This is a genomic window from Devosia sp. Root105 (assembly GCF_001424865.1).
Classification (GTDB): domain Bacteria; phylum Pseudomonadota; class Alphaproteobacteria; order Rhizobiales; family Devosiaceae; genus Devosia_A.
This window is the reverse complement of sequence record NZ_LMCR01000001.1, coordinates 999,867-1,021,817: the sequence shown is the minus strand read 5'-3', so window position 1 is coordinate 1,021,817 and position 21,951 is coordinate 999,867. Positions and strand designations below refer to the sequence as shown.

Here is a 21,951-nt window from a genome sequence, read left to right as displayed (position 1 = left end):
TGCAAGCGATTGCGTTTTACAACCAATGATTGTATTTTGCAAGCATGGAAAACCCCGAGGCGTCTCCCCACCGTTCCGGCTGCCCGATCAACCTCGGTCTCGAGGTGTTCGGCGACAAATGGAGTCTCTTGATCGTCCGCGACATGATGTTTGCGGGAAAGCGGCACTTCCGCGAGTTCCTCGCCTCCGATGAGGGTATCTCCACCAACATCCTTGCCGACCGGCTGGTGAAGCTCGTCGATGCGGGCGTGCTGACGCGCGCCGGCGATCCCGCCCACAAGCTGAAGGCGATCTATTCGCTGACCGAGATGGGAATCGAGCTGTTGCCGATCGTGGCCGAGATCAGCCGCTGGAGCCGCAAGTACCAGCCGGTTGATCCGCAAATGGCGGCGACCGGCGAGGCCCGCGATCGCGGCGGACCGGGAGCCGTTGCCGCCCAGATGGAGGCCCTGCGGCGCATCCACCTGAACGGCGAGATCTAGAGCACTTCCGACATTCCCACGTCGGAAACGCGATAATCAAAAACGACTAGACGTAGTCGACCAGTTTCTTGTCCGGGTCATAGGGTTGGTCGCTGACCACTTTGGTCACCGCCTGGCCGCAGACCATCTTCTTGTTCATTGCGTCATACGCATAGCTGGCAGAACCGTGCAGCACCCAGCCATCGCTCAAAGCCTTGGTAACCTTATGGCAGAAGGCGGAATCGTCCTCCCCCGAGAGGAACCGATAGATCAACATGCACTACTCCTTTTGCTCGCCCTCTTTGCCCCGGGCGATTGAAATTGCGTCCACTTACCGCTAATCCGCTGCGGTATGGATCGGTTTCCAGCATTTTTGCTCGACGGCTACAAGTCGTTCATGTCCGACCGTTACGACCCCGAACAGGGCCGTTACCGGGAATTGGCTGATCAGGGGCAATCCCCGACCACCATGATCATCGCCTGCTGCGACAGTCGCGCAGCACCTGAGACGATCTTTTCGGCCGGACCGGGCGAGATGTTCGTCTTGCGTAACGTCGCCAATCTGGTGCCGACATTCCAGCCTGATGGCGGGCAGCACGGCACCTCGGCAGCGATCGAGTTCGCCGTCGCCGCGCTCGAAATCTCCAACATCGTGGTGATGGGTCATGGCCGCTGCGGTGGCATCAAGGCGGCCCTCGCCCCCGATACCGGCCCGCTGGCGCAGGGCGATTTCATCGGCAAGTGGATGGCCATGCTGGCCCCGGTCTCCGACGAGGTCGCGAAATACACCCTGCTGACCAACAAGGAGCGCCAGACCATGCTGGAGCGCTTCTCGATCCGCAACTCGATCAACAACCTTCGCACCTTTCCCTATGTGAAGCGCCTCGAGGACGAAGGCAAACTCGCTATCCACGGCGCCTGGTTCGACATTTCGACCGGCGAACTCTGGGTCATGAACGACGACGGCGACTTCTACCGGCCGGACGTGTGATCGCTTGAAGGGTGGTGGAGGGGGGCCACGCGCAGCACCCCTCACCCGCTGCCAAACTCCCGCTCCCACCGATACAGAATATCCGGCGCCCGCGCCTCATTGCGCGCGCCATCGGTAAATTTCACCGCCTCGAACCCCATCCGCTCATAGAACGCCCGGCCGCGCAGGTTATTGGCGAAGCACCATAGCTGCAGGTCCTCGTTGCGCGATTGCGCATCGGCGATCAGCACCGACCCGACGCCGGAGCGCAGCTGTGCCGCATCCACATAGAGATGCTCGATCCAGCCTTCGAGCTCGGCCATGAAGCCGACGATCGCCCCATCTCGCTCCGCCACCGTCACTCGGAAGTCGCGCAGCACCTTGTCGCGGACATAGACCCGGTCCTCCTCGACGGTGTGGAGGTCCGGCAGGAAGGTCAGCAGCCGCCGCGACGTCGCGAACAGCGCCGCAATATCAGCCGCATCCGCCTCCCTCGCCTGCCGCAGCGTGATCATGCCGGCGCCCGCTTGAACAACCGCGGCCCGAACACGTTGATCAGCAGCCCGGCAAACACCAGCACGCTGCCGATGATCTCCACCCCGGTGATCGCCTCGCCGAGGAACAGCGCCGCGCTGGCGATCCCCGCCACCGGCACGAACAGCGCAAACGGCGCCACCTGCCCGGTATTGTAGCGGCTCAGGAGCCAGGCCCAGGCGCCGAAGCCGAACAGCGTCGCGATATAGGCCATGAAGGCGATCGAGCCGATCCCCTTGATGGTCAGGTGCGACAGCGCCAGCGGGACTGCCCCTGGCCCGTCGAGCAGCAGCGAGGCCAGCAGCAGCGGGATCGGCGGGATCAGCGCCGACCACACCACGAACCCCAGCATGTCGATCCGTCCCGCCGCCTTCCCCACCATGTTGCCGAGGCCCCAGCAGCCGGCCGCGGCGATAGTCAGGAGCAGCGGCAGCAAAGCCGCCCCCTCGAGCCGGTCGACCGCGATCACCCCGATGCCCACCAGCGCCACCGCCGCCCCGCCCAGTTGCGCGAGGCCAGGCCGCTCGCCGAAGAAGGCGAAGGCGAGAAAGATCGTGAAGAACACCTGCAGCTGTATCACCAGCGAGCTCAGACCCGCCGGCATGCCGAGCTTGATGGCAAGGAACAGCAGCCCGAACTGCCCGACGCCGATGGCGAGGCCATAGCCGATCAGCAGCGGCCACCCCACCGCCGGACGCTTGACGAAAAACACCGCCGGCAGCGCCGCAAAGATGTAGCGCACCGCCGTCAGCAGCAGCGGCGCCACCTCGTCAACGCCCCACCGGATGGCGACAAAACTCAGCCCCCAGACGACGGCGACCGAAAGGGCGAGAACGATATGACGGATGGGCATCGGACGGTTCCTGCGGCGGTTATGGCGTTCCTCGCTACTGCTCGGACCGCACATCGCCATGCGATGTGATACCCCTCATCCGCCCTTCGGGCACCTTCTCCCTCAAGGGGAGAAGGCGATGGAAACGAGGACTCTCAGTCGGGTGCCTTCTCCCCTTGAGGGAGAAGGTGGCGCGCAGCGCCGGATGAGGGGTATGCGATGCGGCAGCATCGCCGATCCGACGCGAAGCAAGGAGCGACAGCCCCGGCTAGCAGCCTAAGCCGCCTTCTTCTCCACGAGCTTGCGCTCGACCAGCGTCTCGAGGATCTGCACGGTGTTGAGCGCCGCGCCCTTCCTGAGGTTGTCGCTCACCACCCAGAGGCTCAGGCCGTTCTCGACCGTCACATCTTCGCGGATGCGGCTGACATAGGTGTCGTACTCGCCTGCCGCCTCCACTGGCGTGGCGTAGCCGCCGGCCTCGCGCTTGTCGATCACCGAAATCCCCGGCGCCTCGCGCAGTGCTTCGCGCGCCTCGTCAGCCGAAATCGGGTTGGCGAATTCGAGGTTCACTGCCTCGGAGTGGCCGACGAACACCGGCACGCGCACGCAGGTCGCGGTGAGCTTGATCTTGGGGTCGAGGATCTTCTTGGTCTCGGCCACCATTTTCCACTCTTCCTTCGTATAGCCATCCTCCATGAACACATCGATGTGTGGAATGACGTTGAAGGCGATCTGCTTGGTGAACTTTCTGGGCTCGGGCTTGTCGTTGACGAACACGCCCTTGGTCTGGTCCCACAGCTCGTCGACGCCCTCCTTGCCGGCGCCCGAAACGGACTGGTAAGTCGCGACTACCACCCGCTTGATCGTCGCAAGGTCATGCAGCGGCTTCAGCGCCACCACCAGTTGCGCCGTCGAGCAGTTCGGGTTGGCGATGATGTTCTTGCGGTCGTTGCGCGCCATATAGGCGTCGAGCACATGCGCATTGACCTCCGGCACCACCAGCGGCACGTCGCCGTGGTAGCGCCAGAAGCTCGAATTATCGACGACGATGCAGCCGGTCGCCCCGATCCTTTCGCCATACTCCTTGGCGATGGCCGAGCCGGCGCTCATCAGCGCGAAATCGACGCCCTTGAAATCGAAATGCTCGAGGTTCTGTACCTTGAGCCGCTTGTCGCCAAAACTGATCTCCTGGCCCTGCGAGCGGGCGGAGGCCAAGGCGATCACTTCCGAGGCGGGAAACTTCCGCTCGGCGAGGATGTTGAGCATTTCCCGGCCCACATTGCCTGTGGCCCCGACGACGGCGACGCGATAACCCATTTTGGAAAGTCCTCTTTGCCTTCATTTCCCCCGCGCTGGACCGGCTCGGTCCGCGGCACATGGCATCCGGCCGCTCCCCGGCGGGAGTTGCCCGGGGATCGGCTCAGGGGGTTTTGGTGGTTTTGGTCGCCGAAACAACGACACCACGAAGACCCTTGGTCTCCGCTTTGGTCATTGTGATGTGGGTCTTGCGCATCCCGCAACCCGATCCTCTTGTCCGGCGCCGCGTTTCTACGCCGAAATCGCAAATAGTCAATCACCTATAGGACATCGCCTACGCTCATCCTCCCCCGCGTGGCGGGGGAGGGGGACCATGCGCAGCATGGTGGAGGGGGCGGCCAGACCCACGGACATCGTCCACCTATCCGCTGGTTCCGGCTGCGAGTTGGGTCCCAGCTTTCGCTGGGATGACATCGAGTTTGATTGCCACGACTGGGTCCCCCTTGCATCGCCCGCGGAAAACCGCCATCCCCACCCCATGCAAACTTACGACGTGATCATCCTCGGCGCCGGCGCGGCTGGCCTCATGGCCGGCATCGAAGCCGGCAAGCGCGGCCGCTCGGTGCTGGTGATCGACCACGCCAAGAATGCCGGCGAGAAGATCCGCATCTCCGGCGGCGGGCGCTGCAACTTCACCAATATCAACGCTACGGTGAAAGCCGGCCGCGACCGCTTCCTTTCCAGCAACCCGCGCTACGCCTTCTCCGCCCTGTCGCGCTACACGCCGGAACACTTCATCGCGCTGGTCGACCAGTACGCCATCCCGTTCCACGAAAAGACCCTGGGCCAGCTGTTCTGCGATGGCTCGAGCCAGCAGATCGTCAACCTGCTGCTCAGCGAGCTGAAAAAGGCCAGGGGTAACCTGCTGCTCGACACCGAGATCGACGGCGTCAGCCACGCCGACGGCAGCTTCACCGTGATGACCGCGAACGAAACGCTGATCGCCAAAGCGATGGTCGTCGCCACCGGCGGCAAATCCATCCCCAAGATGGGCGCCACTGGTCTTGCCTATCAGCTCGCCACCCAGTTCGGCCTGCAGGTCACCGAGACCCGCCCTGCCCTGGTGCCGCTGACCTTCGAGCCGCGCATCCTCGAGCGCCTCGCGCCGCTGAGCGGCATCGCCGTCGACCCCACCCGCATTTCGGTGGGGAAGAAGAGCTTTGACGAAGCCATGCTCTTCACCCATCGCGGCCTCTCGGGTCCGGCGATCCTCCAGATCTCGAGCTACTGGCGTGAGGGCGACGCCATCGTCATCGACCTGTTCCCCAATGGCAACCTCGGCGAGATCCTCCGCGAGGCGCGCAGCACCTCGCCAAAACTGCAGCTACAGACCGTCTTGTCGCAGCACCTCGCCAAGCGCCTCGCCCAGATGCTGGCCGAAGAGATCGGCGTCACCACCATGATGGGCGACATGAGCGACAAGAGTTTTCAGAAGATCGAGGACTCGCTTCGGCGCTGGACCATCAAGCCCACCGGCTCGGAAGGCTACCGCACCGCCGAAGTGACGCTGGGCGGCATCGACACCGACGGCCTCGACTCGACCACCATGCAGGCGCGCAACGTCCCCGGGCTCTATTTCATCGGCGAAGCCGTCGATGTCACCGGCTGGCTCGGCGGCTACAATTTCCAGTGGGCCTGGGCCTCCGGCTGGGCCGCGGGACAGGTCGCATAAGCCGAAGCCGGCGGACCACGCTCACTGCACCAACTCCTGCCGCCCAGCCGCCACGACGCTTCGTGTCAGCTCCGGCAGCCGATCCGCCGCGAACCGGCTCACCTGCCAGTAGAGCGGCACATCCAGCGTCGCCCGCGGTGCGATTTCCACCAGCCGGCCGGCGCTCAAATGGTCCGCCACTAGCGACACCGGGTTGAGGGCCCAGCCGATCCCCAGGACACAGGCGTCGACAAAGCCCTGCGTCGAGGGCAGCCAATGCGTCGGAAACGCCACCACCTCGCCCGTCGCCAGCCGCACCCAATCCTGCTGCAACCGGTCCTTGTGGTTGAAGGTCAGCGCCGGCGCCTTCGCCAGCGACGCCGCCGTCACCCCATCGGCGAAGTAGCGCGCGCAAAACTCCGGGCTCGCCGTGGCCTGGTACCGCAGCGCGCCCAGTGGGGTAACCCGACAGCCTCGCACCGGGTCGCCGAACGAGGTCACCGCCGCCAGCACCCGGCCGCGCTCCAACCACTCTGCCGTGTGCCCCTCATCGTCGATGGCGATGTTGACGAGGTGCTCACTGCCGCGCGTAAACGGCGCGATCGCCCCGAGGAACCAAGTCCCGACGCTGTCCGCGTTCGCCGCGATGCTGATCGTCACCCGCCGCTCGGCCTCACCCCGGAGCCCTGGCATCTGCTGCATCAATTCGCTCTCGAGTATCCCGACATGCTCGATATGCCGGCAGAGCCAGGCGCCCTTCTCGGTCGCCGTGCACGGGTTGCCGCGCTCGATCAGCACCACCCCCAGCCGCTCCTCGAGCTGCTTCACCCGTTGCGACACCGCCGACGGCGTTACGCTCAACGCCCGCGCCGCCCGCTCGAAGCTGCCTGTCTCCACCACCAGAGCCACCGCCTGCGCCGCGGGATAATCGATCATCGGCTTAGTTCCGCTAATTCCAGGTGATGAAAGTTAACTGGATTGAGCCAGCCGCGCCACCTACGGCACCTCCATGAATCTCCCAATCTTCTTCGCCGGCTTGAGCATGGGCCTCAGCCTGATTGTCGCCATCGGCGCGCAGAACGCCTTCGTGCTGCGACAGGGCCTGCGCAATGAGCACGTCTTCGCCGTCAGCCTTGCCTGCGCCTTGTCCGATGCGGTGCTCATCACCCTTGGTGTCACCAGCTTCGGCAAGGTCGCGAGCTGGCTGCCCTGGCTCGATCCGGTGATGCGCTACGGTGGCGCCGCCTTCCTCGTCTGGTACGGGGCAAGGAGCCTGCTCTCGGCGCTCCGGGCCGGCAATGCGCTGAGCGTCGGCGCCTCGGCCGGTCCACGCGGTCTCGCGGCGACGCTGCTGGCCTGCCTCGCCATCACCTGGCTCAACCCGCACGTCTACCTCGATACCGTGGTGCTGCTCGGCACGGTGTCGACCCAGTTCGCCGGCGCCGAGGTCTGGTTCGCCTTGGGCGCCATCCTCGGCTCGTTCCTGTTCTTCTTCGCCTTGGGCTATGGCGCCATCTGGCTGCGCCCGCTTTTCGCCAGGCCCGAGGCCTGGCGCCTGCTCGAAGCCGTCATCGCGCTGGTGATGTGGGCCATCGCCCTAAAACTGCTGCTCGGCTGAGCCTCAGAGCACAAACCCCAGGAACCGCCCCACCAGCAGCACCGTCGGCCATAAGACGATCGACACCCCCGCCAGGACCCGCCTGGCCCCCTCGACCCTCAGCAGGCTGAACGCCACGAAGTTCAGGCCCGCGACAAAGATCAGCCCGAGCTTGATCCAGAACAGCGGCATCCCGGCATAGTCCGTCGCTCGCACCGCGAACATCAGCGCCCCGGTCAGCACCGCCAGCCCGAAGCCACCCAGCGCCACCCGCCGCAGCAGCCGCACGAACGGCTGCTCGTCGATGCTCCGGATCACCCCGATCACCCTGAGATCCATCAGGATCACGCTGGTCACCAGCCCGCCCACCGCCAGGATGTGCAGCGCGTTGACCACCGGATAGGCAAAAAACGAGGTCTTCAGCGCCTTGATCAGCGCCAGCTGCTCGATACTGCCGAGCAGCGTCTCCACCTAGTTGGCCGGCACACGGGTGGGATAGATATCGTAGGCCTTGCCGCCCACGGTGATGCGCACCGCCTTCATCCGCTTCTCGTTCGGATCGAGCGACCGATTGCCCAGCGCCACCACCTCATCGCCCGGCTTCACCGTATCCTCGGTGAACCCTGAGGCCATGGTCGGTCCCGGCGGCGCCAGTTCCACCCGCCACACCACGCCCTCGACCTCGAGGTCGAGCGTCGCGTGCGGGTTGCCGACGAACACCGATTTGACCGTCCCGGTGAGTTCGAAGAACCCCTCCTCGGTCCACGCCCAGCCATGGTGCGCCAGCGCCGGCAGCACCGGCATCGCTATGCCGAACGCCGCAACCAGCAGCAGAATGCCACGTCTCCTCATCGGAACCTCCCTTGGGCCCCCTGCCAAACTGGCAAACAGCCTATGCCTGTCGCCGCCTCGCGACAACGGCTCGATCAGGCGCCATCCGCCTCGGCGAACGTGATTCGGTTACCGACCGGATCGATCACCGTGCATTCGAGCCCGCCCCATTCAGGCCGCTCCAGCCCAGGCCGGTTGTTCTTGTAGCGCTTGGCGATCAGCTCCGCCTGCAGCTCGGCGACCCCGGTGCAGTTCACCCGTACATGCACGCCGGGCGAGCCGTCACCATGGTGCTCGGAGAGGTGCAGCACGATGCCATCCCGGCTCACCTGCATATAGAGCGGCATTCCCGGCTCGAACCGATGCTCCCAATCCACCGTGAAGCCCAGCCAGTCGACATAGAACTCCCGCGCCTTGATCTCATCGAACGAGCGGAGGATCGGTACGGTCTGCAGATAGGTCAGCGTCATCGGGTTCCTCCTTGTTTGCAGCGCCAAAACTCGCGGAAGTCTTATGGCAGCGACGCTGTCCATCCGCTACCAATAGGGCAACTTGAGGGAGACACATCATGGCTGAAAAGAAGATTCGCTGGGGCATCCTCAGCACCGCCAATATCGGGCTGAAGAAGGTCACCCCGGCGATCATGAAGTCGCCGCTGAGCGAAGTGGTCGCCGTCGCCTCGCGCGACGTGGCGAAGGCCGAAGCGTACATCGCCGAACTCGGTTTGACCGGCAAGGCCAAGGCGCATGGCAGCTACGAAGCTTTGTTCGCCGACCCCAACGTCGACGCCATCTACAATCCGCTGCCCAACCACCTGCACGTGCCGATGACCCTGGCCGCGGCGAAAGCCGGCAAGCACGTGCTGTGCGAAAAGCCGATCGCGCTCAACGCCAAAGAGGCCGAGCAACTCCGGCAACTGCCCAAGAACATTGTCTTTCATGAAGCCTTCATGGTCCGCCATCACCCGCAGTGGCTCCGCGCCCGCGACATCGCCCGTTCTGGCGAGCTCGGCGAACTCCGCACCGTGCGCGGCATCTTCGAGTATTTCCTCACCGACCCCAGCAATGTGCGCAACCAGGCCGATATCGGCGGCGGCGGCATCTACGATGTCGGCTGCTATCCGATCACCGGTTCGCGCTTCCTGTTCGAGGCCGAGCCACAGCGCGCCGTGTCGCTGGTCGACCGCGACCCGGTGATGAAGACCGACCGCCTCGCCTCGGTGATCCTCGATTTCGGCGGCGGCAAGCAGGCAAGCTTCGTCTGCTCCACCCAGTCGGTCAATCACCAGTCGCTCGAGCTGATCGGCACCAAGGGCCGCGTCGAACTGGTGATCCCGTTCAACGCCCCGGCCGACACCGCCACCGCCATCATCATCGACAACGGCTATTCGCCCGATGGCCACCTCAGCCGCCGCGAAATCATCCCGCCCTGCGACCAGTACACCGAGCAGGCCAACGCCTTCTGCCGCGCCATCCTCGACAACAAATCGCTCGAATGGGGCGTCGAGGACTCCATCAAATCGATGAAGGTCATCGACGCGGTGTTCAAAAGCGAAAAAACCGGCGCCTGGGCCACCGTCTGATCCAGGCTCGATCTCTCCTCATCTCCCCCTTGCGGGGGAGAAAGCGATTTCTTGGGCTTAGCGCCCGTCGCTAAGCCTTAGAAATCGCAAGAGGGGGGACGTTTCGGGCACAGACTCTCCGCGCCCCCTACCCTCGCACCTCCGGCCCCACCAGCCGCTCCACCAGCAGCCGAATCCCCGGCCCCGCTTCCCCTGGGCCCCGCGCCTTCCGCTTGATCCCCCAGGCTGCATCGAGCAGCAGCCGGGTCAGTAGTTCGGGCTGTCCAGCCCCCGCTTTCCGCAGTTCCTCAGCCACCATCGCGTCGATCACGTCCTCGGTCGCCCGCACCTCGGGCCGTACCTTTTCGTGCTCGTCGTAGAGTTCGTCGGCGTACGGCGATTGCCCCAGCAGCCGATCGATCGCCTCGTATTTGGCCGACAGCGCCGCTGCCAGCCGGGCCACCACTGTGCCCTCGCCGGTGAGCGCCGCCACGAACCGCTCGTGCAACTCCACCATCAGCTCGGCGACGATCGCCTCGAACACCGCGTTCTTGTCGCCGAAATATTTGTAGAGCGTGGGCTTGGCCACTCGTGCCTCGGCCGCAATCGCCTCCATCGAGGTGGCGCGCAATCCTTGCCTGAGGATCAGCCGCCGCGCCGCCGAAAGGATCTGCTCCCGCTTGTCGATCTCCGCCACGCCGATTTTCCTTCGTCGATATCTTGAACGAACTGAACGATATTCGTACATATCGTTCAGTTCAACGGAGGGATACCCCAAATGTCCGACCAGCCTGACCGCGTCCTCGTCACCGGCATTTCCGGTTTTCTCGGCGGCCATGTCGCCCTGCAGCTCCTCGCCCAAGGCTACACCGTCCGCGGCTCGCTGCGCAGCCTCGAGCGGGCCGAAAAGGTGAGGAAAACCCTCGCTGCCCATGGCGCCGACACTGCGCGGCTGGAGTTTGTCGCCCTCGACCTCCTCGCCGACAAGGGTTGGGCAGAAGCGATGTCCGGCGTGCGCTACCTGCAGCACGTCGCCTCGCCCTTCGTGCTCGAAATGCCCAGGGACAAGAACGACCTGATCCGTCCTGCCGTCGAAGGCACCCGGCGCGCCGTCACTGCCGCCTTCACCGCCGGCGTCGAGCGCGTCGTCGTCACCTCTTCGATCGCCGCCATCGCCTATGGCCATGACGACTACAGCCGCACCTTCACCACTGCCGACTGGACCAATCCCGATAGTCCCAAGGTCAGCGCCTACGCCGAATCGAAGCTGCGCGCCGAACGCGAGGCCTGGGCTGTCGCCGATCGCTTCGGCGCGCGCGACCGGCTCGCCACCATCAATCCCGGCGCCATCCTCGGCCCGCTGCTCGACGAGGATGTCGGCACCTCGGGCCTGTTGGTGCAGCGGCTGCTCAACGGCTCCATCCCGGCCGCGCCGAAGATGAGCTTTTCCATCATCGACGTCCGCGACGTCGCCGCCGCCCAGGTGGCGGCCATGACCGCGCCAACCGCGGGTGGCAAACGTCACATCCTCGCCGACCGCGAGATGAGCCTGTTCGAGCTGGCCACCGCGCTCCGCGCCGCGCTGCCCCAGGTCGCCGGCCGCGCCCCGCGCTTCGAGCTGCCCAACTGGGTGGTTCGGCTGATCGGCCTGTTCGATCCGCAGATCGGCTCCAACACCGCCGAACTCGGCCACGTCAGGCGCGTCGACGGCAATAGCGGCCGCCTTCTGCTCGCCCGCCCCACCATCCCCGGGCCCGACGCCGCCGTCGCCACCGCCCGGAGCCTCGTCGCCCAGCGTCTCGTCGCCTGAAAAAAGGACTGGTCCTCGGCGCGCGGATTGGCTAATAAGCGCGCCATCGAAGCGGGGCTGTAGCTCAGTTGGGAGAGCGCATCGTTCGCAATGATGAGGCCAGCGGTTCGATTCCGCTCAGCTCCACCACTTCGATCTTCACGGTTATTGATATCAAACAGTTAGCGGCCGCTTTTGGCTAACCTCTCTCTCGGTTAGCCAATGTACTGTTCAGCAGGCGTTCTCTGAAGCGGACGTTGCGAACCCACAAAGGCTAGCGTCGTCGAAACAGTCCACCGCCACTGCCGCGCCGCACGAGGCCGATGATGACGAGAAGGATGACTGCGCCGATAGTCGCACTCACTATGGCTGCGACCACGCCGGATCCCAAGGCGATGCCAAGTTGCGGGAGCAGCCAGCTACCGATCAATGCTCCGACAATACCGACGGCCATGTCGCCGATTAAGCCAAGTCCAGAACCCTTCACGATCAGGCCGGCCAGCCACCCAGCGACCAGGCCGACGAGGAGTATGATCAACAAACTTTCGGTGCTCATTTGCATGTTCCCAGACCCCCACAAGGAAGAAAGCCGCCCCGCGGGTGGCGGAGCGGCTACAGGTCCCCGAGGGCGTGGGGTCTGTGGACCAGAAAGGTCACGTTGAGAACGCGGGAACTCAGGCTTTCGTTCCAGCTCCGTCGTTGTCAGAACACGTACACAATCAGTTGCGTATTGCGACGCTGGACAGCGACCACATCGCTGGCGTCGTATCCGCTACGGCTAAGCGTGGCCATAATCAGTGCGTCGTTCACGACCGCGCCCTGCAGGGTATTGACCTTGCTGCTACGGGCGAAGATCTGGGCAACCTGGCGCTTGGCAGTCGGGCAAAGCTTGATAGGCACGATCTGCACACCGGTCGCCCGGGCCCAAGCCTTGATCTCGGCGTTGCTGATCTTGCCGTTCGCGGCAACCTGCAGAAGGTTACGCGCGTCGTTCACTGAGCACTTGATGACGAATGAACCGCCGCCGAGACTGCCGACCAGGACGTAGCCACCGCCGCCAGGTCCACCAGCGCCTCCTGGCCCGCCCAGCCCACCAGGGCCCGGAATGCCGATGTCGATATCAAGATCGAGTCCAAGGCCACCCAGGTCGAGGGTGACTGATGTGCTGGCGACGAGCCCGCTATCCGTCAGCCCAGCAGAAACGTTCGCATTGGCCAGCGGGTCGTTGGCACCCAGGTTGACGTCGAGCACGTTGTTGTTTTCACCGCCGATGCCGACGTTGACCAACGAGTCGTTGCCCGCCTCGCCCTCCTCGATCGTCACCAACCCCCCGTCGCTGCCGCCGCCACCCAGAACGCCTCCCAGAACGCCGGCGGCACTAGCAGGAGCAATACCAATCCCGACAACGAGAACCGCTGCCGTCAAAAATGCTGACATGTTGCTTCGCATATTACTCTCCTCCTAACCGGCAGAACCGGCCGATACATGTAAACGAGAAAGTAATGGCAAAGCTGCATATGAACAGTTCGGGACGCCAATATTTCGAACTATCTACAAATGTATCTATATATAAGTAATTCCGTCTGTGGCGCTTGATATTGCTTGGAAATTAGCCAGATAGTTGCATATTTTCGCCGGGGACAGAGCGTTTTGCGCTGGGATGCCATCACGATACCGCTGCACTTGTGAGGGCCGATGCGCGAAGGCTTTGGCCCGACGATGCCGATCGGCCGAGAGAAGAACTCGATCGCGACGGGTCGAGGGGCCGAGCCGGTTTCCGACCTTCGGTTCTGTGGCCCAGCCGCTCTACGACAAGAGCTGGGCGTTGCCCGATATCGAGAAAGCCTGCTGAACCGTCAGGACTCTGGTCTCACGCACGACGAGCAGTAGGTCCACACATCGCGCGAAGCGGCCGCCGGCTACGCGAGGCAAGCAATCCCGCCGCCAATCTGTATCGCACCGGGACTTTTGCGTTAGCCAACAGGCAGAAAAGTCCGTTATCATTCAATGAGTGGTCTCAGGACGGTTAGCCAGCCGAGGCCCTTGATGCAGTTTGGTTTCTGCAGACCGCTCAGCTCCACCACTTCGATTTCAACCCATTCGTGCTTGTGTTAGCGCCCAACCGGCTGGCTGTACCGCCGTCACCAGCCAGCGGTCCTTCCCCAGCCGACGCTGCCGCACGAAGCCTGCCTGCTCGAACATGGCCAGCGTGCCGTTGTGGAGAAAGGACGAAGAGACCGAGCGTCCCTCGGCGTCTTCGGGAAAGCTCTCGACCAGGCCGCCGCCCAGCCGGCTGATCTCGCCGAGGGCGCCGGCCAGCGCGGCAGCCGCCACACCCTGGCGCCGGTAGGATTTGTCGACGAACAGGCAGGTGATCCGCCAGTCCGCCGCCGGCGCCGGTTCCGCTTCGTAGGCGCGCCGCGCCTTGATGCGCGGCAATTCGGCGGGCGAGCCGAACTGGCACCAGCCCACGCAGATCTCGCTGTCGAACACCAGCGCTGCATGCGCCTCGCCGCGATGCACCCGCGCTTCCTTCTCGGTCCGGTTCTGCCCCGGCGGCTTGTGATTGCCGGTGCCCTCCGGGTGAAACGCCATGCACCAGCAACCGCCCCAGACGCCATTGTGCCGCTCCACCAGCGCGGCGAAAGCTGGCCAGGTGGCGGAATCGAGCGATCTCGTCGTTAAGTCGGCCATCGCTCCCTCGCTGGGACCCTGGAGTGCTTTCAGGAAAAGTTGCAGACTCTTCCGGTTCGAAAGCGCGACTAATCAAAGACTCAGAGCATTCACCGATTCAACGAACGGTAACTGCTCGAGGCCGCCATCAGGCCGCAGACCGCGTCGTGAAGCAACCAGGAGGACGGATCTCCTCTCGGTTGCCCCGGCGAGGTTACTTGATGCCTTTTTCGCTGATGCCCTTGTCGGCCCGCACGGTCGGGTCCTGCAGCAGCGGCGAGGCCAGGTCGACGGAGGCGCCGAGCGTCGTGCCGGTCTGCACCACGTAGTGGTTGTTGCAATCGCCCCCGACTTTGCGCGGCGGCGTGACCACCGTCCAGCCACCGCTGGAACTGGGCGGAATCTCATTTGCCCCAGCGGTCGATGCACATCCATTCGCCGTCCTTGGTCACGTAGATGGTGCCGGTCTGGAAGGCCATGGCATGGCCGGTGAGGCTCGAGATCGCAATAACGGAAAGCGCGAGGATAATGGCACGGCGCACAGCAATTCTCCCGGACTAAACTATTGATTGAACAAGGTTATCCTGAGTTGCGCCGACTGAATGGCAACTGAACATGTCTACCGGATTCCGGTCAGCTCACCGCACCCCGTTGACAACACCTGCCGCATCACGCTGATATGTGGGATCGATCTCATGTCGAGTTCCCATGGCGACGATTACCGACGTCTCGAAGAAAGCCGGCGTTTCGCGATCCACCGTTTCACGGCTGATCGCCGGCAACGGTTATGTCTCGGACGAAGCCCGCAAGGCCGTCGAAGCGGCCATCCAGGAACTCGGCTATCGCCCCAATACCATGGCGAGGGGCCTGCGCTCCAACCGATCCGACATTATCGGCGGCGTCGTCGTCAACGTCTCGAGCCCGTTCTATGCCCAGATGATCGGCGGTATGCAGGAAACCGCTCGCAGCGCCGGCAAGAGCATCATCGTCGCGTCCGGTTATGCCGATCGCGATGAGGAGGCGCACGCCATCATCGAGTTGCTTGATCGCGCCTGCGATGGACTGATCCTCTATCTCGAAAACGCCCTGCGCGACGACGTGCTGGAGATCATCGCCCGCTCGAAGACCCCGGTGGTCACCGTTGGCGGCAACGAGTGCCCACCGGCCCGCGCCCGCGTCACCATCGACAACGCCACCGGTGCTGAAGCCGGCATGCGGCTGCTGCTCGACCAGGGCCACCGCCACATCGCCTATCTCTCCGGCGGCACGATCTATCGCGACACGCACGAGCGTCTCAGCGGCATCGACGCGGCACTGGCCGGCTTCGGGCTTGCCCGCGACGATATCTATGTCGAGCATGGCAGCTTCTCCGAAACCTTCGGCCAACAGGCGTCCGCCCGGCTGCTGGTCGAGCGCCCCGAGACCACCGCCATTTTCGCCGGCGACGACGACGTCGCGGCCGGCGCGCTGCTGGCGCTGAAGGCCGCCGGCAAGCGGGTCCCCGAGGAGATCTCGCTGCTCGGCTTCGACGACAATTTCCACGCCCGGCATCTGACCCCCGGGCTCACCACGGTGCGCCAGCCGGTCGACGAGGCCGGCCGCGTCGCTACGCGCCTGCTGCTCTCCATCCTCGATGGCGAACCGCCGGCTGCACCTGTCATCACCATCCCCACCGAGCTGATCATGCGCCAGAGCGTCGGCCCGGCCCGGAGCCTTTCGCCGACGGCCCGCACGGTTGCGCCGGCGCTGACTGCCAGTTGACCAGAGCGAGATCAGGATCTCGCGACAAAACTAGAACTACGCCTCAGGAGCTTCTTCGACTGCAAACGGCTGATCGATATGGGATCGATCTCACAGGGAGAGACAAAGCCATGCACCGACTGCGTTTACTGACCCTTCTCGCCACCACCGCGCTCACTGCCGCCGCCTTCGCGACAACGGCCGACGCGGAAGTGATCATCCGCATCGCTCCGGTCCATACCGACGCGCATGTCGAGAACTACAACCCCTACAACCTCACCGGCCCGCACGCTTACGTGCAGGATTTCGCCTATGAGCCGCTGTGGATCGACAATGTCTGGCACCCGGACAACGATTTTCCGGCGCTCGCCACCTCATATGAAGTCGGCGCCGACCTGAAGAGCGTCACCTACCACCTGCGCGAGGGCGTCAAGTGGTCCGACGGCGAGCCGTTCAGCGCCGCCGACGTGGTCTTCACCTTCAACTACGCCAAGGCGCATCTCGATTTCCCCATCGGCTATGACATCTACAATGCCGAAAAGGACACCGGCTCGATCGTCGACGTGGTGGCGGTCGACGACCACACCGTCCGCTTCGAGCTGAAGACCGCCGACTCGCTGGCGCGCCTCAATATCGGCCCGGTCTTCCCGCTGCCCGAGCATGTCTGGAAGGACATTGCCGACCCGGTGAACTACGCCAACCCCAAGGTGGTGGCGACTGGTCCCTTCACCGAGGTACGCGATTTCTCGCGCAACGCCTTCAAGCTCTGCAAGAACCCGCTCTATCGCGAAGCCGCCGAGGTGAAGGTCGACTGCATCGAATACCCGCAGCTTTCCGACAACCTGCAGGTCATCGCCGCCATCACCAATGGCGATCTCGACTGGGCCACCGACGGCATCACCGATCCCGAGATCACTTACGCATCGAAGAGCCCGGACAACCACTATTGGCTGCCGCCCGACGCCGGCACCAACCTCCAGCTCAACACCACCAAGGCGCCGTTCAACAACCTCGAGTTCCGCAAGGCCATGTCGATGGCCATCGACCGCGGCACGCTGGTCGACATCGCCACTTTCGGGCTCACCACGCCGGCCGAGTACCCGATCGGCGAGGGCATGTTCTACAAGGACTGGATCGATACCGCGGCGCTGGCGCCCTACCAGTACCTGATGACCTATGATCCTGAAGCGGCCAAGAAAGTGCTCGATGACGCGGGCTTCGTCGACAAGGATGGCGATGGCTGGCGCGACAACCCCGACGGCACCCCGATCGCCTTCAAGATGGCGGTGCCGGCCGGCTGGGACGACTGGGTGAACACCCTGCAGACCGTCTCGGAAAACCTGCAGGATATCGGCATCAACGGCGAGATGGAGACACCCGAGGAAGGCGCCTGGTTCGACAACATCCCGACCGGCAATTTCGACGTCTACATCATGTGGACCAACCTGAGCTCGACCCCCTGGTTCACCTATTATTCGATGTTCAACCCGCGCTCGATGGTGCCCGGCACGCTCAACGAGCAAGCCATGCACCAGATGAAGATCCCTGGCATCGAGGCTGATCTTGCCGCCATCAGCGCCACTGCCGACGTCGCGGTGCAAAAGGAAAAGATCACCTCGGTGATGAAGCAGGTGGCCGAGAACCTGCCGGTGATCACGCTGTTCTCGAACCCCGCCTGGTACGAGTATTCGACCCGCAACTTCACCGGCTGGCCGGACGAGTCCAACGCCTGGGCCCGCCCCAACAACCCCGCCGGCATCCACGAACGCGTCAAGGTGCTGCTGAGCCTGACGCCGGTGGCGAAGTAAGCTGATCTCGGATGGCCCTGCATGACGCCGGGCCATCCCTCTCGACTGCGCATCCCCACCGGCGTCATTCCCGCGCAGGCGGGAACCCAGTGGGATGGTGCCGCAGACACGGTGCAAGTGGCCAGGCTAGGTTCCCGCCTTCGCGGGAATGACGCCGGTGCAGGCAGACAGGAACAGGAATGGCCTTCCTCCTCCGCAGACTGGGCTTCTATTTCGGGGCGTTCTTCGTCGCGATCACCCTCAATTTCCTGATCCCGCGGCTGATGCCGGGCGATCCGGCGACCCGCATCCTGTTGTCACTGCGCGGCAAGCTTCGGCCCGACCAGATCGACGCCATCCGCAAGACCTATGGCTTTTCGGGTTCGCTGTGGGACCAGTACCTGCAATATCTCTGGCGCCTCGCGCATTTAGATTTCGGCATCTCGACGGTCAATTTCCCCGAGCCGACGGCGAGCCTCCTATTCTACGCCGCTGGCTGGACCCTGGTCCTCGTCGGCGCCGCTACCACCCTCTCCTTCGGCATCGGTATCACCATGGGCATCTGGTCGGCCTGGCGCCGTGGCGGCTTCTTCGACACCTTCTTCACTCCGATCAACGTGATGCTCAACGCCTTCACCCCGGCGGTCGTGGCGCTGCTGCTCTGGTACGCTTTCACCATGCAGTGGCCGATCTTCCCGCTCGGCCGGGCCCACGAAATGAACCTCACCCCCGGCTTCAACCTCGAAACGCTGCTGAGCGTCGCCTGGCATGCCGTGCTGCCAGTCGCCTCGATCGTCATCGTCAGCTTCGGCGCCTGGCACCTGGGCATGCGCAACACCATGATCAACCTGCTCAACGAGGATTTTGTGCTGCTCGCCAAGGCCAAGGGCCTATCCGACCGGCGCATCCGCAACCGCTATGTAGCGCGCAACGCCATCCTGCCGCAGATCACCTCGCTGGCGCTGTCGATCGGCTTTGTGCTGGGCGGCGCCTTCATCACCGAGGTGGTGTTCAACTATCCCGGGCTCGGCAAGTTCACCCTCAACGCCATCCAGACCCGTGATTACTCCTTCATCCAGGCGCAACTGATCCTGCTGACCATGAGCGTGCTCGTCGCCAACCTCGCCTCCGACGTCCTTAACGTCATCCTCGACCCCCGTCTCCGTTCGGCAGGGAGGGCATGATGATGGCTCTGTGCAAGCTGCCCCCCCTCGCACCGGCCTGGCTGTTGGAGGTCTCCCCATGACCGACATCCTCCCCGCCATTACCACCACGCCACCGCGCGCCGAGCTCACCGCCCCCACCCAGCGCGAGCTGATGGCCGAGCTCGGCCTCAAGCCGCGCTCGCGCCTCCTCGCCAGACTCCCCGGCTGGGCCCAGCTGTTCGTCACCAACAAGAAGGGCCTGTTCGGGCTCGCCATTCTCGCCATCTTCATGATCCTGGCGCTGCTGGCGCCGCTGATCACCCCCTATGACCCCTATCGCCGCGCCGGTAAGCCGCACGTGCAGCCGGGGGTCGAGCACTTCCTCGGCACCTCGCGCCAGGGCAAGGACAATTTCAGCCAGTTGCTCGAAGGCAGCCGCGCCAGCCTCACCGTCGGCTTCATCGCCGGCTTCTCGGCCACCCTGATCGGCCTCGCGGTCGGCATTTCCGCCGGCTATTTCGGCGGCAAGACCGACGAGGTGCTGACCTTCTTCGTCAACGTCTCGCTGGTGCTGCCGGCGCTGCCGCTGATCATCGTCCTCGCCAGTTTCATCGAGGAGGCGTCGCCGACCGTAATCGGCCTCGTCCTTGCCTTGACCGGGTGGGGCTGGAGTGCGCGCACCATCCGCACCCAGACCCTGGCGCTGAAGAACCGGGAATTCGTGCTCGCCGCCGAGCTGATGGGCGAAAAGAAATGGCGGATCATCGTGCGCGAGATTCTGCCCAACATGAGCTCGTTCGTGGTCGGTGGGTTCGTGCTCGCCACCATTTACGGCATCCTCGCTGAGGCGGCGCTGGAGTTCATCGGGCTGGGCAGTCCCAACTCGGTGACCTGGGGCACCATGCTCTACTGGGCCATGCGGGCGCAGGCGCTGCAGACCGGCGCCTGGTACGAGATCTGGCCGCCTGCCATCGCCATCATGCTGACCGGCGCGGCGCTCGTCATGGTCAACTTCGCCGTCGACGAGATCACCAACCCGCAGCTCGCCGCCACCCGCCGTATCGGCCCCATCCGCCGCTTCCTCCGGCGCCGCAACCGGAGTGCCGACTTTGTCTGACGCACCCCTCATCGAGGTCCGCAACCTCACCGTCGACTATGTCGGCGCCAACACCGTGTCGCGCGCCGTCAACGGCATCGACTTCGACATCCGCCCCGGTGAAGCTTTCGGGCTCGCCGGGGAAAGCGGCTGCGGCAAATCCACCGTCGCCTTCGCATTGGCCCGGCTTACCCGGCTGCCCGGCCTCGTCTCGGGCGGCGCCGTGCGTTTCATGGGCGAAGACGTGCTGAGCTTTTCGGCCGAGCGGTTGCGCCGTTATCGCTGGAGCGAAGTCAGCTTCGTCTTCCAGTCGGCGATGAATGCGCTCAACCCGGTGATCAAGGTCTCCGAGCAGATCGAGGACGCCATCCTCGCGCACCGGCCGAAAGCCAGCCGCGCCGAAACCCTGGCCCGCGCCGCCGAACTGTTCGAGCTGGTCGGCATCAGCCCGCGCCGTCTCGACGATTATCCGCACCAGTTCTCGGGCGGCATGCGCCAGCGCATCTGCATCGCCATGGCGCTGGCGCTCGAGCCCAAGCTGATCATCATGGATGAGCCCACCACCGCGCTCGACGTGGTGGTGCAGCGCGACATCATCGAGCAGATCTGCGAGCTCAAGGCCCGCTTCGGCTTTTCGGTGCTGTTCATCACCCACGACCTCGGGTTGATGATCGAGTTCTGCGACCGCATCGGCGTGATGTATGCCGGCGAGCTGGTGGAAGTGGCGCCGGCTAGCGCTATCCTCACCGCCCCGCAGCACCCCTATACCAGGGCGCTCGGCCGCTCCTTCCCGCCGCTCAGCGGGCCGCGCGTCCGCCTCGAGGGCATTGCCGGCTCGCCGCCCAGCCTCAGCGCCCTGCCCGAGGGGTGCCGCTTCTCGCCCCGTTGTGGCGAAGCCATCCCGGTCTGCGTGCGCCTTGCCCCCGAACTCCGCCCCACGCCCGCCACCGGAGGAGAAGCAGCATGCCATCTGCTGTCATGAGCCAAGCGCCCATCCTCGAGATGCGCGATGTCGACATGCGCTTCGTGCTTGGCGGTCTCGTCGGCAAACGCACGACGCTGCGGGCGCTGAGCGGCATTTCGCTCCAGCTCACCCCCGGCCGCGCCTTGGCGCTGGTCGGCGAATCCGGCTCCGGCAAATCCACCTGCGCCCGCATGCTGGCCCGGGTCTACGAGCCAGCCGCCGGCGAGATCAGCTTCCGCGGCACCGATGTGGGAAAACTCAGCGGCAAGGCGCTGACCGACTATCGCGCCGAAGTGCAGATGATCTTCCAGGATCCATTCGGCTCGCTGAACCCCACCCAGACCATCGGCTATATCCTCGAGCGGCCGCTCCGCCTCCACCGCCCCGAGCTCAGCAGCAAAGAGGTGCGGGCCGAGAGCGAAGCCCTCCTCACTCAGGTCGGTCTCGTCCCCGCTCCGGAGTATCTGAAGCGCCGCCCGCACGAACTCTCCGGCGGCCAGCGCCAGCGCGTCGCCATCGCCCGTGCCCTGTCGGTCAACCCCACCGTGCTGCTGGCCGACGAGCCCACCTCGATGCTCGACGTCTCGGTTCGCCTGGGGATCCTCAACCTGCTCGAAGACTTGAAGCGCGAGAAAAACCTCGCCGCGCTCTACATCACCCACGACATCGCCACCGCCCGCTACTTCGCCGAGGAAACCGCCGTGATGTATGCCGGGCACCTGGTCGAACAGGGGCCGAGCGAGGCGATCACCGATCACCCCCGCCACCCCTATACCCAGCTGCTGATCGCGGCGGTGCCCAACCCCAAGCACAAGATCACCGGCGCCGCGGTCCGTCGTGCGGCCGATATCCCGCTCTGGACCGCCGAAAGCCGTGGCTGCCCGTTTGCGCCGCGCTGCCCGCGCGCCACCGACATCTGCCGCGAAATCATGCCCGACCCCACACCCGTCGGCGACAGCCACATGGCCCGCTGCCACCACCTCTGACCTGACCGGACCCCCAA

At 64.5% G+C, this 21,951-nt stretch carries 26 protein-coding genes and 1 tRNA gene; 13 read left to right on the top strand and 14 right to left on the bottom strand.

What is annotated here, in order from left to right:
- The first annotated feature begins 44 nt into the window (after positions 1–44).
- Complete coding sequence (locus tag ASC68_RS04850; RefSeq protein WP_055875509.1) at positions 45–482, top strand: helix-turn-helix domain-containing protein; 438 nt, start codon at positions 45–47, stop codon at positions 480–482.
- Positions 483–528: 46 nt separating this feature from the next.
- On the opposite strand, the gene ASC68_RS04845 is transcribed toward ASC68_RS04850, so the two are convergent.
- Positions 529–738 (bottom strand): DUF1737 domain-containing protein, encoded by a 210-nt coding sequence (locus tag ASC68_RS04845; RefSeq protein ID WP_055875506.1) that lies wholly within the window; start codon positions 736–738, stop codon positions 529–531.
- Positions 739–813: 75 nt separating this feature from the next.
- Between ASC68_RS04845 and ASC68_RS04840 the strand changes: the two genes are divergently transcribed.
- Positions 814–1,452, top strand: a complete 639-nt coding sequence (locus ASC68_RS04840) for a carbonic anhydrase (RefSeq protein WP_055875503.1) — start codon at positions 814–816, stop codon at positions 1,450–1,452.
- A 41-nt stretch (positions 1,453–1,493) separates the two neighbouring features.
- On the opposite strand, the gene ASC68_RS04835 is transcribed toward ASC68_RS04840, so the two are convergent.
- The 3 genes from ASC68_RS04835 to ASC68_RS04825 form a co-directional block, all read right to left on the bottom strand.
- Positions 1,494–1,946 (bottom strand): GNAT family N-acetyltransferase, encoded by a 453-nt coding sequence (locus ASC68_RS04835; RefSeq protein ID WP_055875500.1) that lies wholly within the window; start codon positions 1,944–1,946, stop codon positions 1,494–1,496.
- Entirely contained in the window at positions 1,943–2,818 is an 876-nt protein-coding gene (locus ASC68_RS04830; protein WP_055875497.1) for an EamA family transporter, read from the bottom strand. Before ASC68_RS04830 ends, ASC68_RS04835 begins: the two co-directional genes overlap by 4 nt.
- Positions 2,819–3,073: 255 nt before the next feature.
- Positions 3,074–4,114: an aspartate-semialdehyde dehydrogenase gene (locus ASC68_RS04825; protein ID WP_055875494.1), complete on the bottom strand. Its 1,041-nt coding sequence runs from the start codon at positions 4,112–4,114 to the stop codon at positions 3,074–3,076.
- A 478-nt stretch (positions 4,115–4,592) separates the two neighbouring features.
- Here ASC68_RS04825 and ASC68_RS04820 point away from each other — a divergent pair, with 478 nt between their 5' ends.
- Complete coding sequence (locus ASC68_RS04820) at positions 4,593–5,786, top strand: NAD(P)/FAD-dependent oxidoreductase (RefSeq protein WP_055875491.1); 1,194 nt, start codon at positions 4,593–4,595, stop codon at positions 5,784–5,786.
- Between the two features lie 21 nt (positions 5,787–5,807).
- Here the strand turns inward: ASC68_RS04820 and ASC68_RS04815 are convergent, their stop codons facing one another.
- The gene (locus ASC68_RS04815) at positions 5,808–6,701 is read right to left on the bottom strand and encodes a LysR family transcriptional regulator ArgP (protein ID WP_055875488.1); all 894 of its coding nucleotides are present in this window, start codon (positions 6,699–6,701) and stop codon (positions 5,808–5,810) included.
- Positions 6,702–6,774: 73 nt separating this feature from the next.
- Here ASC68_RS04815 and ASC68_RS04810 point away from each other — a divergent pair, with 73 nt between their 5' ends.
- Entirely contained in the window at positions 6,775–7,383 is a 609-nt protein-coding gene (locus tag ASC68_RS04810; RefSeq protein ID WP_055875486.1) for a LysE/ArgO family amino acid transporter, read from the top strand.
- Positions 7,384–7,386: 3 nt separating this feature from the next.
- On the opposite strand, the gene ASC68_RS04805 is transcribed toward ASC68_RS04810, so the two are convergent.
- The 3 genes from ASC68_RS04805 to ASC68_RS04795 form a co-directional block, all read right to left on the bottom strand.
- A complete protein-coding gene (locus tag ASC68_RS04805) occupies positions 7,387–7,833 on the bottom strand; it encodes a hypothetical protein (RefSeq protein ID WP_055875482.1) in 447 nt (148 codons plus the stop codon).
- Entirely contained in the window at positions 7,834–8,214 is a 381-nt protein-coding gene (locus tag ASC68_RS04800; protein WP_055875479.1) for a DUF6152 family protein, read from the bottom strand.
- Positions 8,215–8,288: 74 nt separating this feature from the next.
- Complete coding sequence (locus ASC68_RS04795) at positions 8,289–8,663, bottom strand: glyoxalase superfamily protein (RefSeq protein WP_055875476.1); 375 nt, start codon at positions 8,661–8,663, stop codon at positions 8,289–8,291.
- Between the two features lie 98 nt (positions 8,664–8,761).
- Between ASC68_RS04795 and ASC68_RS04790 the strand changes: the two genes are divergently transcribed.
- Positions 8,762–9,775, top strand: a complete 1,014-nt coding sequence (locus ASC68_RS04790; protein WP_055875473.1) for a Gfo/Idh/MocA family oxidoreductase — start codon at positions 8,762–8,764, stop codon at positions 9,773–9,775.
- Between the two features lie 127 nt (positions 9,776–9,902).
- On the opposite strand, the gene ASC68_RS04785 is transcribed toward ASC68_RS04790, so the two are convergent.
- Positions 9,903–10,451, bottom strand: coding sequence for a TetR/AcrR family transcriptional regulator (locus ASC68_RS04785; protein WP_055875470.1), 549 nt, complete (start codon positions 10,449–10,451; stop codon positions 9,903–9,905).
- A gap of 81 nt (positions 10,452–10,532) precedes the next feature.
- Here ASC68_RS04785 and ASC68_RS04780 point away from each other — a divergent pair, with 81 nt between their 5' ends.
- Both ASC68_RS04780 and ASC68_RS04775 read left to right on the top strand, forming a co-directional pair.
- Positions 10,533–11,564, top strand: a complete 1,032-nt coding sequence (locus ASC68_RS04780) for an NAD-dependent epimerase/dehydratase family protein (RefSeq protein ID WP_055875467.1) — start codon at positions 10,533–10,535, stop codon at positions 11,562–11,564.
- 53 nt (positions 11,565–11,617) lie between these two features.
- Positions 11,618–11,693 (top strand) — tRNA-Ala (locus tag ASC68_RS04775).
- 124 nt (positions 11,694–11,817) lie between these two features.
- Here ASC68_RS04775 and ASC68_RS04770 read toward each other — a convergent pair.
- The 5 genes from ASC68_RS04770 to ASC68_RS28580 form a co-directional block, all read right to left on the bottom strand.
- On the bottom strand, positions 11,818–12,105 hold the full coding sequence (locus ASC68_RS04770; protein WP_055875464.1) for a GlsB/YeaQ/YmgE family stress response membrane protein: 288 nt from the start codon (positions 12,103–12,105) through the stop codon (positions 11,818–11,820).
- Positions 12,106–12,245: 140 nt separating this feature from the next.
- Positions 12,246–12,992, bottom strand: coding sequence for a hypothetical protein (locus ASC68_RS04765; protein WP_156387237.1), 747 nt, complete (start codon positions 12,990–12,992; stop codon positions 12,246–12,248).
- 642 nt (positions 12,993–13,634) lie between these two features.
- Positions 13,635–14,237, bottom strand: a complete 603-nt coding sequence (locus tag ASC68_RS04760; RefSeq protein WP_055875458.1) for a hypothetical protein — start codon at positions 14,235–14,237, stop codon at positions 13,635–13,637.
- Between the two features lie 193 nt (positions 14,238–14,430).
- On the bottom strand, positions 14,431–14,589 hold the full coding sequence (locus ASC68_RS28585) for a hypothetical protein (RefSeq protein ID WP_156387236.1): 159 nt from the start codon (positions 14,587–14,589) through the stop codon (positions 14,431–14,433).
- Between the two features lie 31 nt (positions 14,590–14,620).
- Complete coding sequence (locus ASC68_RS28580; RefSeq protein ID WP_156387235.1) at positions 14,621–14,758, bottom strand: hypothetical protein; 138 nt, start codon at positions 14,756–14,758, stop codon at positions 14,621–14,623.
- A 166-nt stretch (positions 14,759–14,924) separates the two neighbouring features.
- Between ASC68_RS28580 and ASC68_RS04755 the strand changes: the two genes are divergently transcribed.
- The 6 genes from ASC68_RS04755 (at position 14,925) to ASC68_RS04730 (ending at position 21,934) form a co-directional block, all read left to right on the top strand.
- Positions 14,925–15,977 (top strand): LacI family DNA-binding transcriptional regulator, encoded by a 1,053-nt coding sequence (locus tag ASC68_RS04755; RefSeq protein ID WP_055875454.1) that lies wholly within the window; start codon positions 14,925–14,927, stop codon positions 15,975–15,977.
- Between the two features lie 110 nt (positions 15,978–16,087).
- Positions 16,088–17,764, top strand: a complete 1,677-nt coding sequence (locus tag ASC68_RS04750; protein ID WP_055875451.1) for an ABC transporter substrate-binding protein — start codon at positions 16,088–16,090, stop codon at positions 17,762–17,764.
- 179 nt (positions 17,765–17,943) lie between these two features.
- Positions 17,944–18,927 (top strand): ABC transporter permease, encoded by a 984-nt coding sequence (locus ASC68_RS04745; protein WP_055875447.1) that lies wholly within the window; start codon positions 17,944–17,946, stop codon positions 18,925–18,927.
- Between the two features lie 58 nt (positions 18,928–18,985).
- Complete coding sequence (locus ASC68_RS04740; RefSeq protein WP_082527890.1) at positions 18,986–20,005, top strand: ABC transporter permease; 1,020 nt, start codon at positions 18,986–18,988, stop codon at positions 20,003–20,005.
- Positions 19,998–20,966 (top strand): ABC transporter ATP-binding protein, encoded by a 969-nt coding sequence (locus tag ASC68_RS04735; protein ID WP_055875443.1) that lies wholly within the window; start codon positions 19,998–20,000, stop codon positions 20,964–20,966. The genes ASC68_RS04740 and ASC68_RS04735 overlap by 8 nt, the downstream gene beginning before the upstream one ends.
- On the top strand, positions 20,948–21,934 hold the full coding sequence (locus ASC68_RS04730; RefSeq protein ID WP_055875440.1) for an ABC transporter ATP-binding protein: 987 nt from the start codon (positions 20,948–20,950) through the stop codon (positions 21,932–21,934). Before ASC68_RS04735 ends, ASC68_RS04730 begins: the two co-directional genes overlap by 19 nt.
- Positions 21,935–21,951: the final 17 nt, after the last annotated feature.

Bases quoted from the DNA above. Each gene is read 5' to 3' on its own strand.
- ASC68_RS04795 (WP_055875476.1), bottom strand. From the start codon at position 8,663: ATGACGCTGACCTATCTGCAGACCGTACCGATCCTCCGCTCGTTCGAT.
- ASC68_RS04815 (WP_055875488.1), bottom strand. From the start codon at position 6,701: ATGATCGATTATCCCGCGGCGCAGGCGGTGGCTCTGGTGGTGGAGACA.
- ASC68_RS04745 (WP_055875447.1), top strand. From the start codon at position 17,944: ATGGCCTTCCTCCTCCGCAGACTGGGCTTCTATTTCGGGGCGTTCTTC.
- ASC68_RS04730 (WP_055875440.1), top strand. From the start codon at position 20,948: ATGCCATCTGCTGTCATGAGCCAAGCGCCCATCCTCGAGATGCGCGAT.
- ASC68_RS04765 (WP_156387237.1), bottom strand. From the start codon at position 12,992: ATGCGAAGCAACATGTCAGCATTTTTGACGGCAGCGGTTCTCGTTGTC.
- ASC68_RS04770 (WP_055875464.1), bottom strand. From the start codon at position 12,105: ATGCAAATGAGCACCGAAAGTTTGTTGATCATACTCCTCGTCGGCCTG.
- ASC68_RS04760 (WP_055875458.1), bottom strand. From the start codon at position 14,237: ATGGCCGACTTAACGACGAGATCGCTCGATTCCGCCACCTGGCCAGCT.
- ASC68_RS04780 (WP_055875467.1), top strand. From the start codon at position 10,533: ATGTCCGACCAGCCTGACCGCGTCCTCGTCACCGGCATTTCCGGTTTT.
- ASC68_RS04840 (WP_055875503.1), top strand. From the start codon at position 814: ATGGATCGGTTTCCAGCATTTTTGCTCGACGGCTACAAGTCGTTCATG.
- ASC68_RS04820 (WP_055875491.1), top strand. From the start codon at position 4,593: ATGCAAACTTACGACGTGATCATCCTCGGCGCCGGCGCGGCTGGCCTC.
- ASC68_RS04850 (WP_055875509.1), top strand. From the start codon at position 45: ATGGAAAACCCCGAGGCGTCTCCCCACCGTTCCGGCTGCCCGATCAAC.
- ASC68_RS04800 (WP_055875479.1), bottom strand. From the start codon at position 8,214: ATGAGGAGACGTGGCATTCTGCTGCTGGTTGCGGCGTTCGGCATAGCG.
- ASC68_RS04750 (WP_055875451.1), top strand. From the start codon at position 16,088: ATGCACCGACTGCGTTTACTGACCCTTCTCGCCACCACCGCGCTCACT.
- ASC68_RS04830 (WP_055875497.1), bottom strand. From the start codon at position 2,818: ATGCCCATCCGTCATATCGTTCTCGCCCTTTCGGTCGCCGTCGTCTGG.
- ASC68_RS04790 (WP_055875473.1), top strand. From the start codon at position 8,762: ATGGCTGAAAAGAAGATTCGCTGGGGCATCCTCAGCACCGCCAATATC.
- ASC68_RS04810 (WP_055875486.1), top strand. From the start codon at position 6,775: ATGAATCTCCCAATCTTCTTCGCCGGCTTGAGCATGGGCCTCAGCCTG.
- ASC68_RS04740 (WP_082527890.1), top strand. From the start codon at position 18,986: ATGACCGACATCCTCCCCGCCATTACCACCACGCCACCGCGCGCCGAG.
- ASC68_RS04825 (WP_055875494.1), bottom strand. From the start codon at position 4,114: ATGGGTTATCGCGTCGCCGTCGTCGGGGCCACAGGCAATGTGGGCCGG.
- ASC68_RS04835 (WP_055875500.1), bottom strand. From the start codon at position 1,946: ATGATCACGCTGCGGCAGGCGAGGGAGGCGGATGCGGCTGATATTGCG.
- ASC68_RS04755 (WP_055875454.1), top strand. From the start codon at position 14,925: ATGGCGACGATTACCGACGTCTCGAAGAAAGCCGGCGTTTCGCGATCC.
- ASC68_RS04845 (WP_055875506.1), bottom strand. From the start codon at position 738: ATGTTGATCTATCGGTTCCTCTCGGGGGAGGACGATTCCGCCTTCTGC.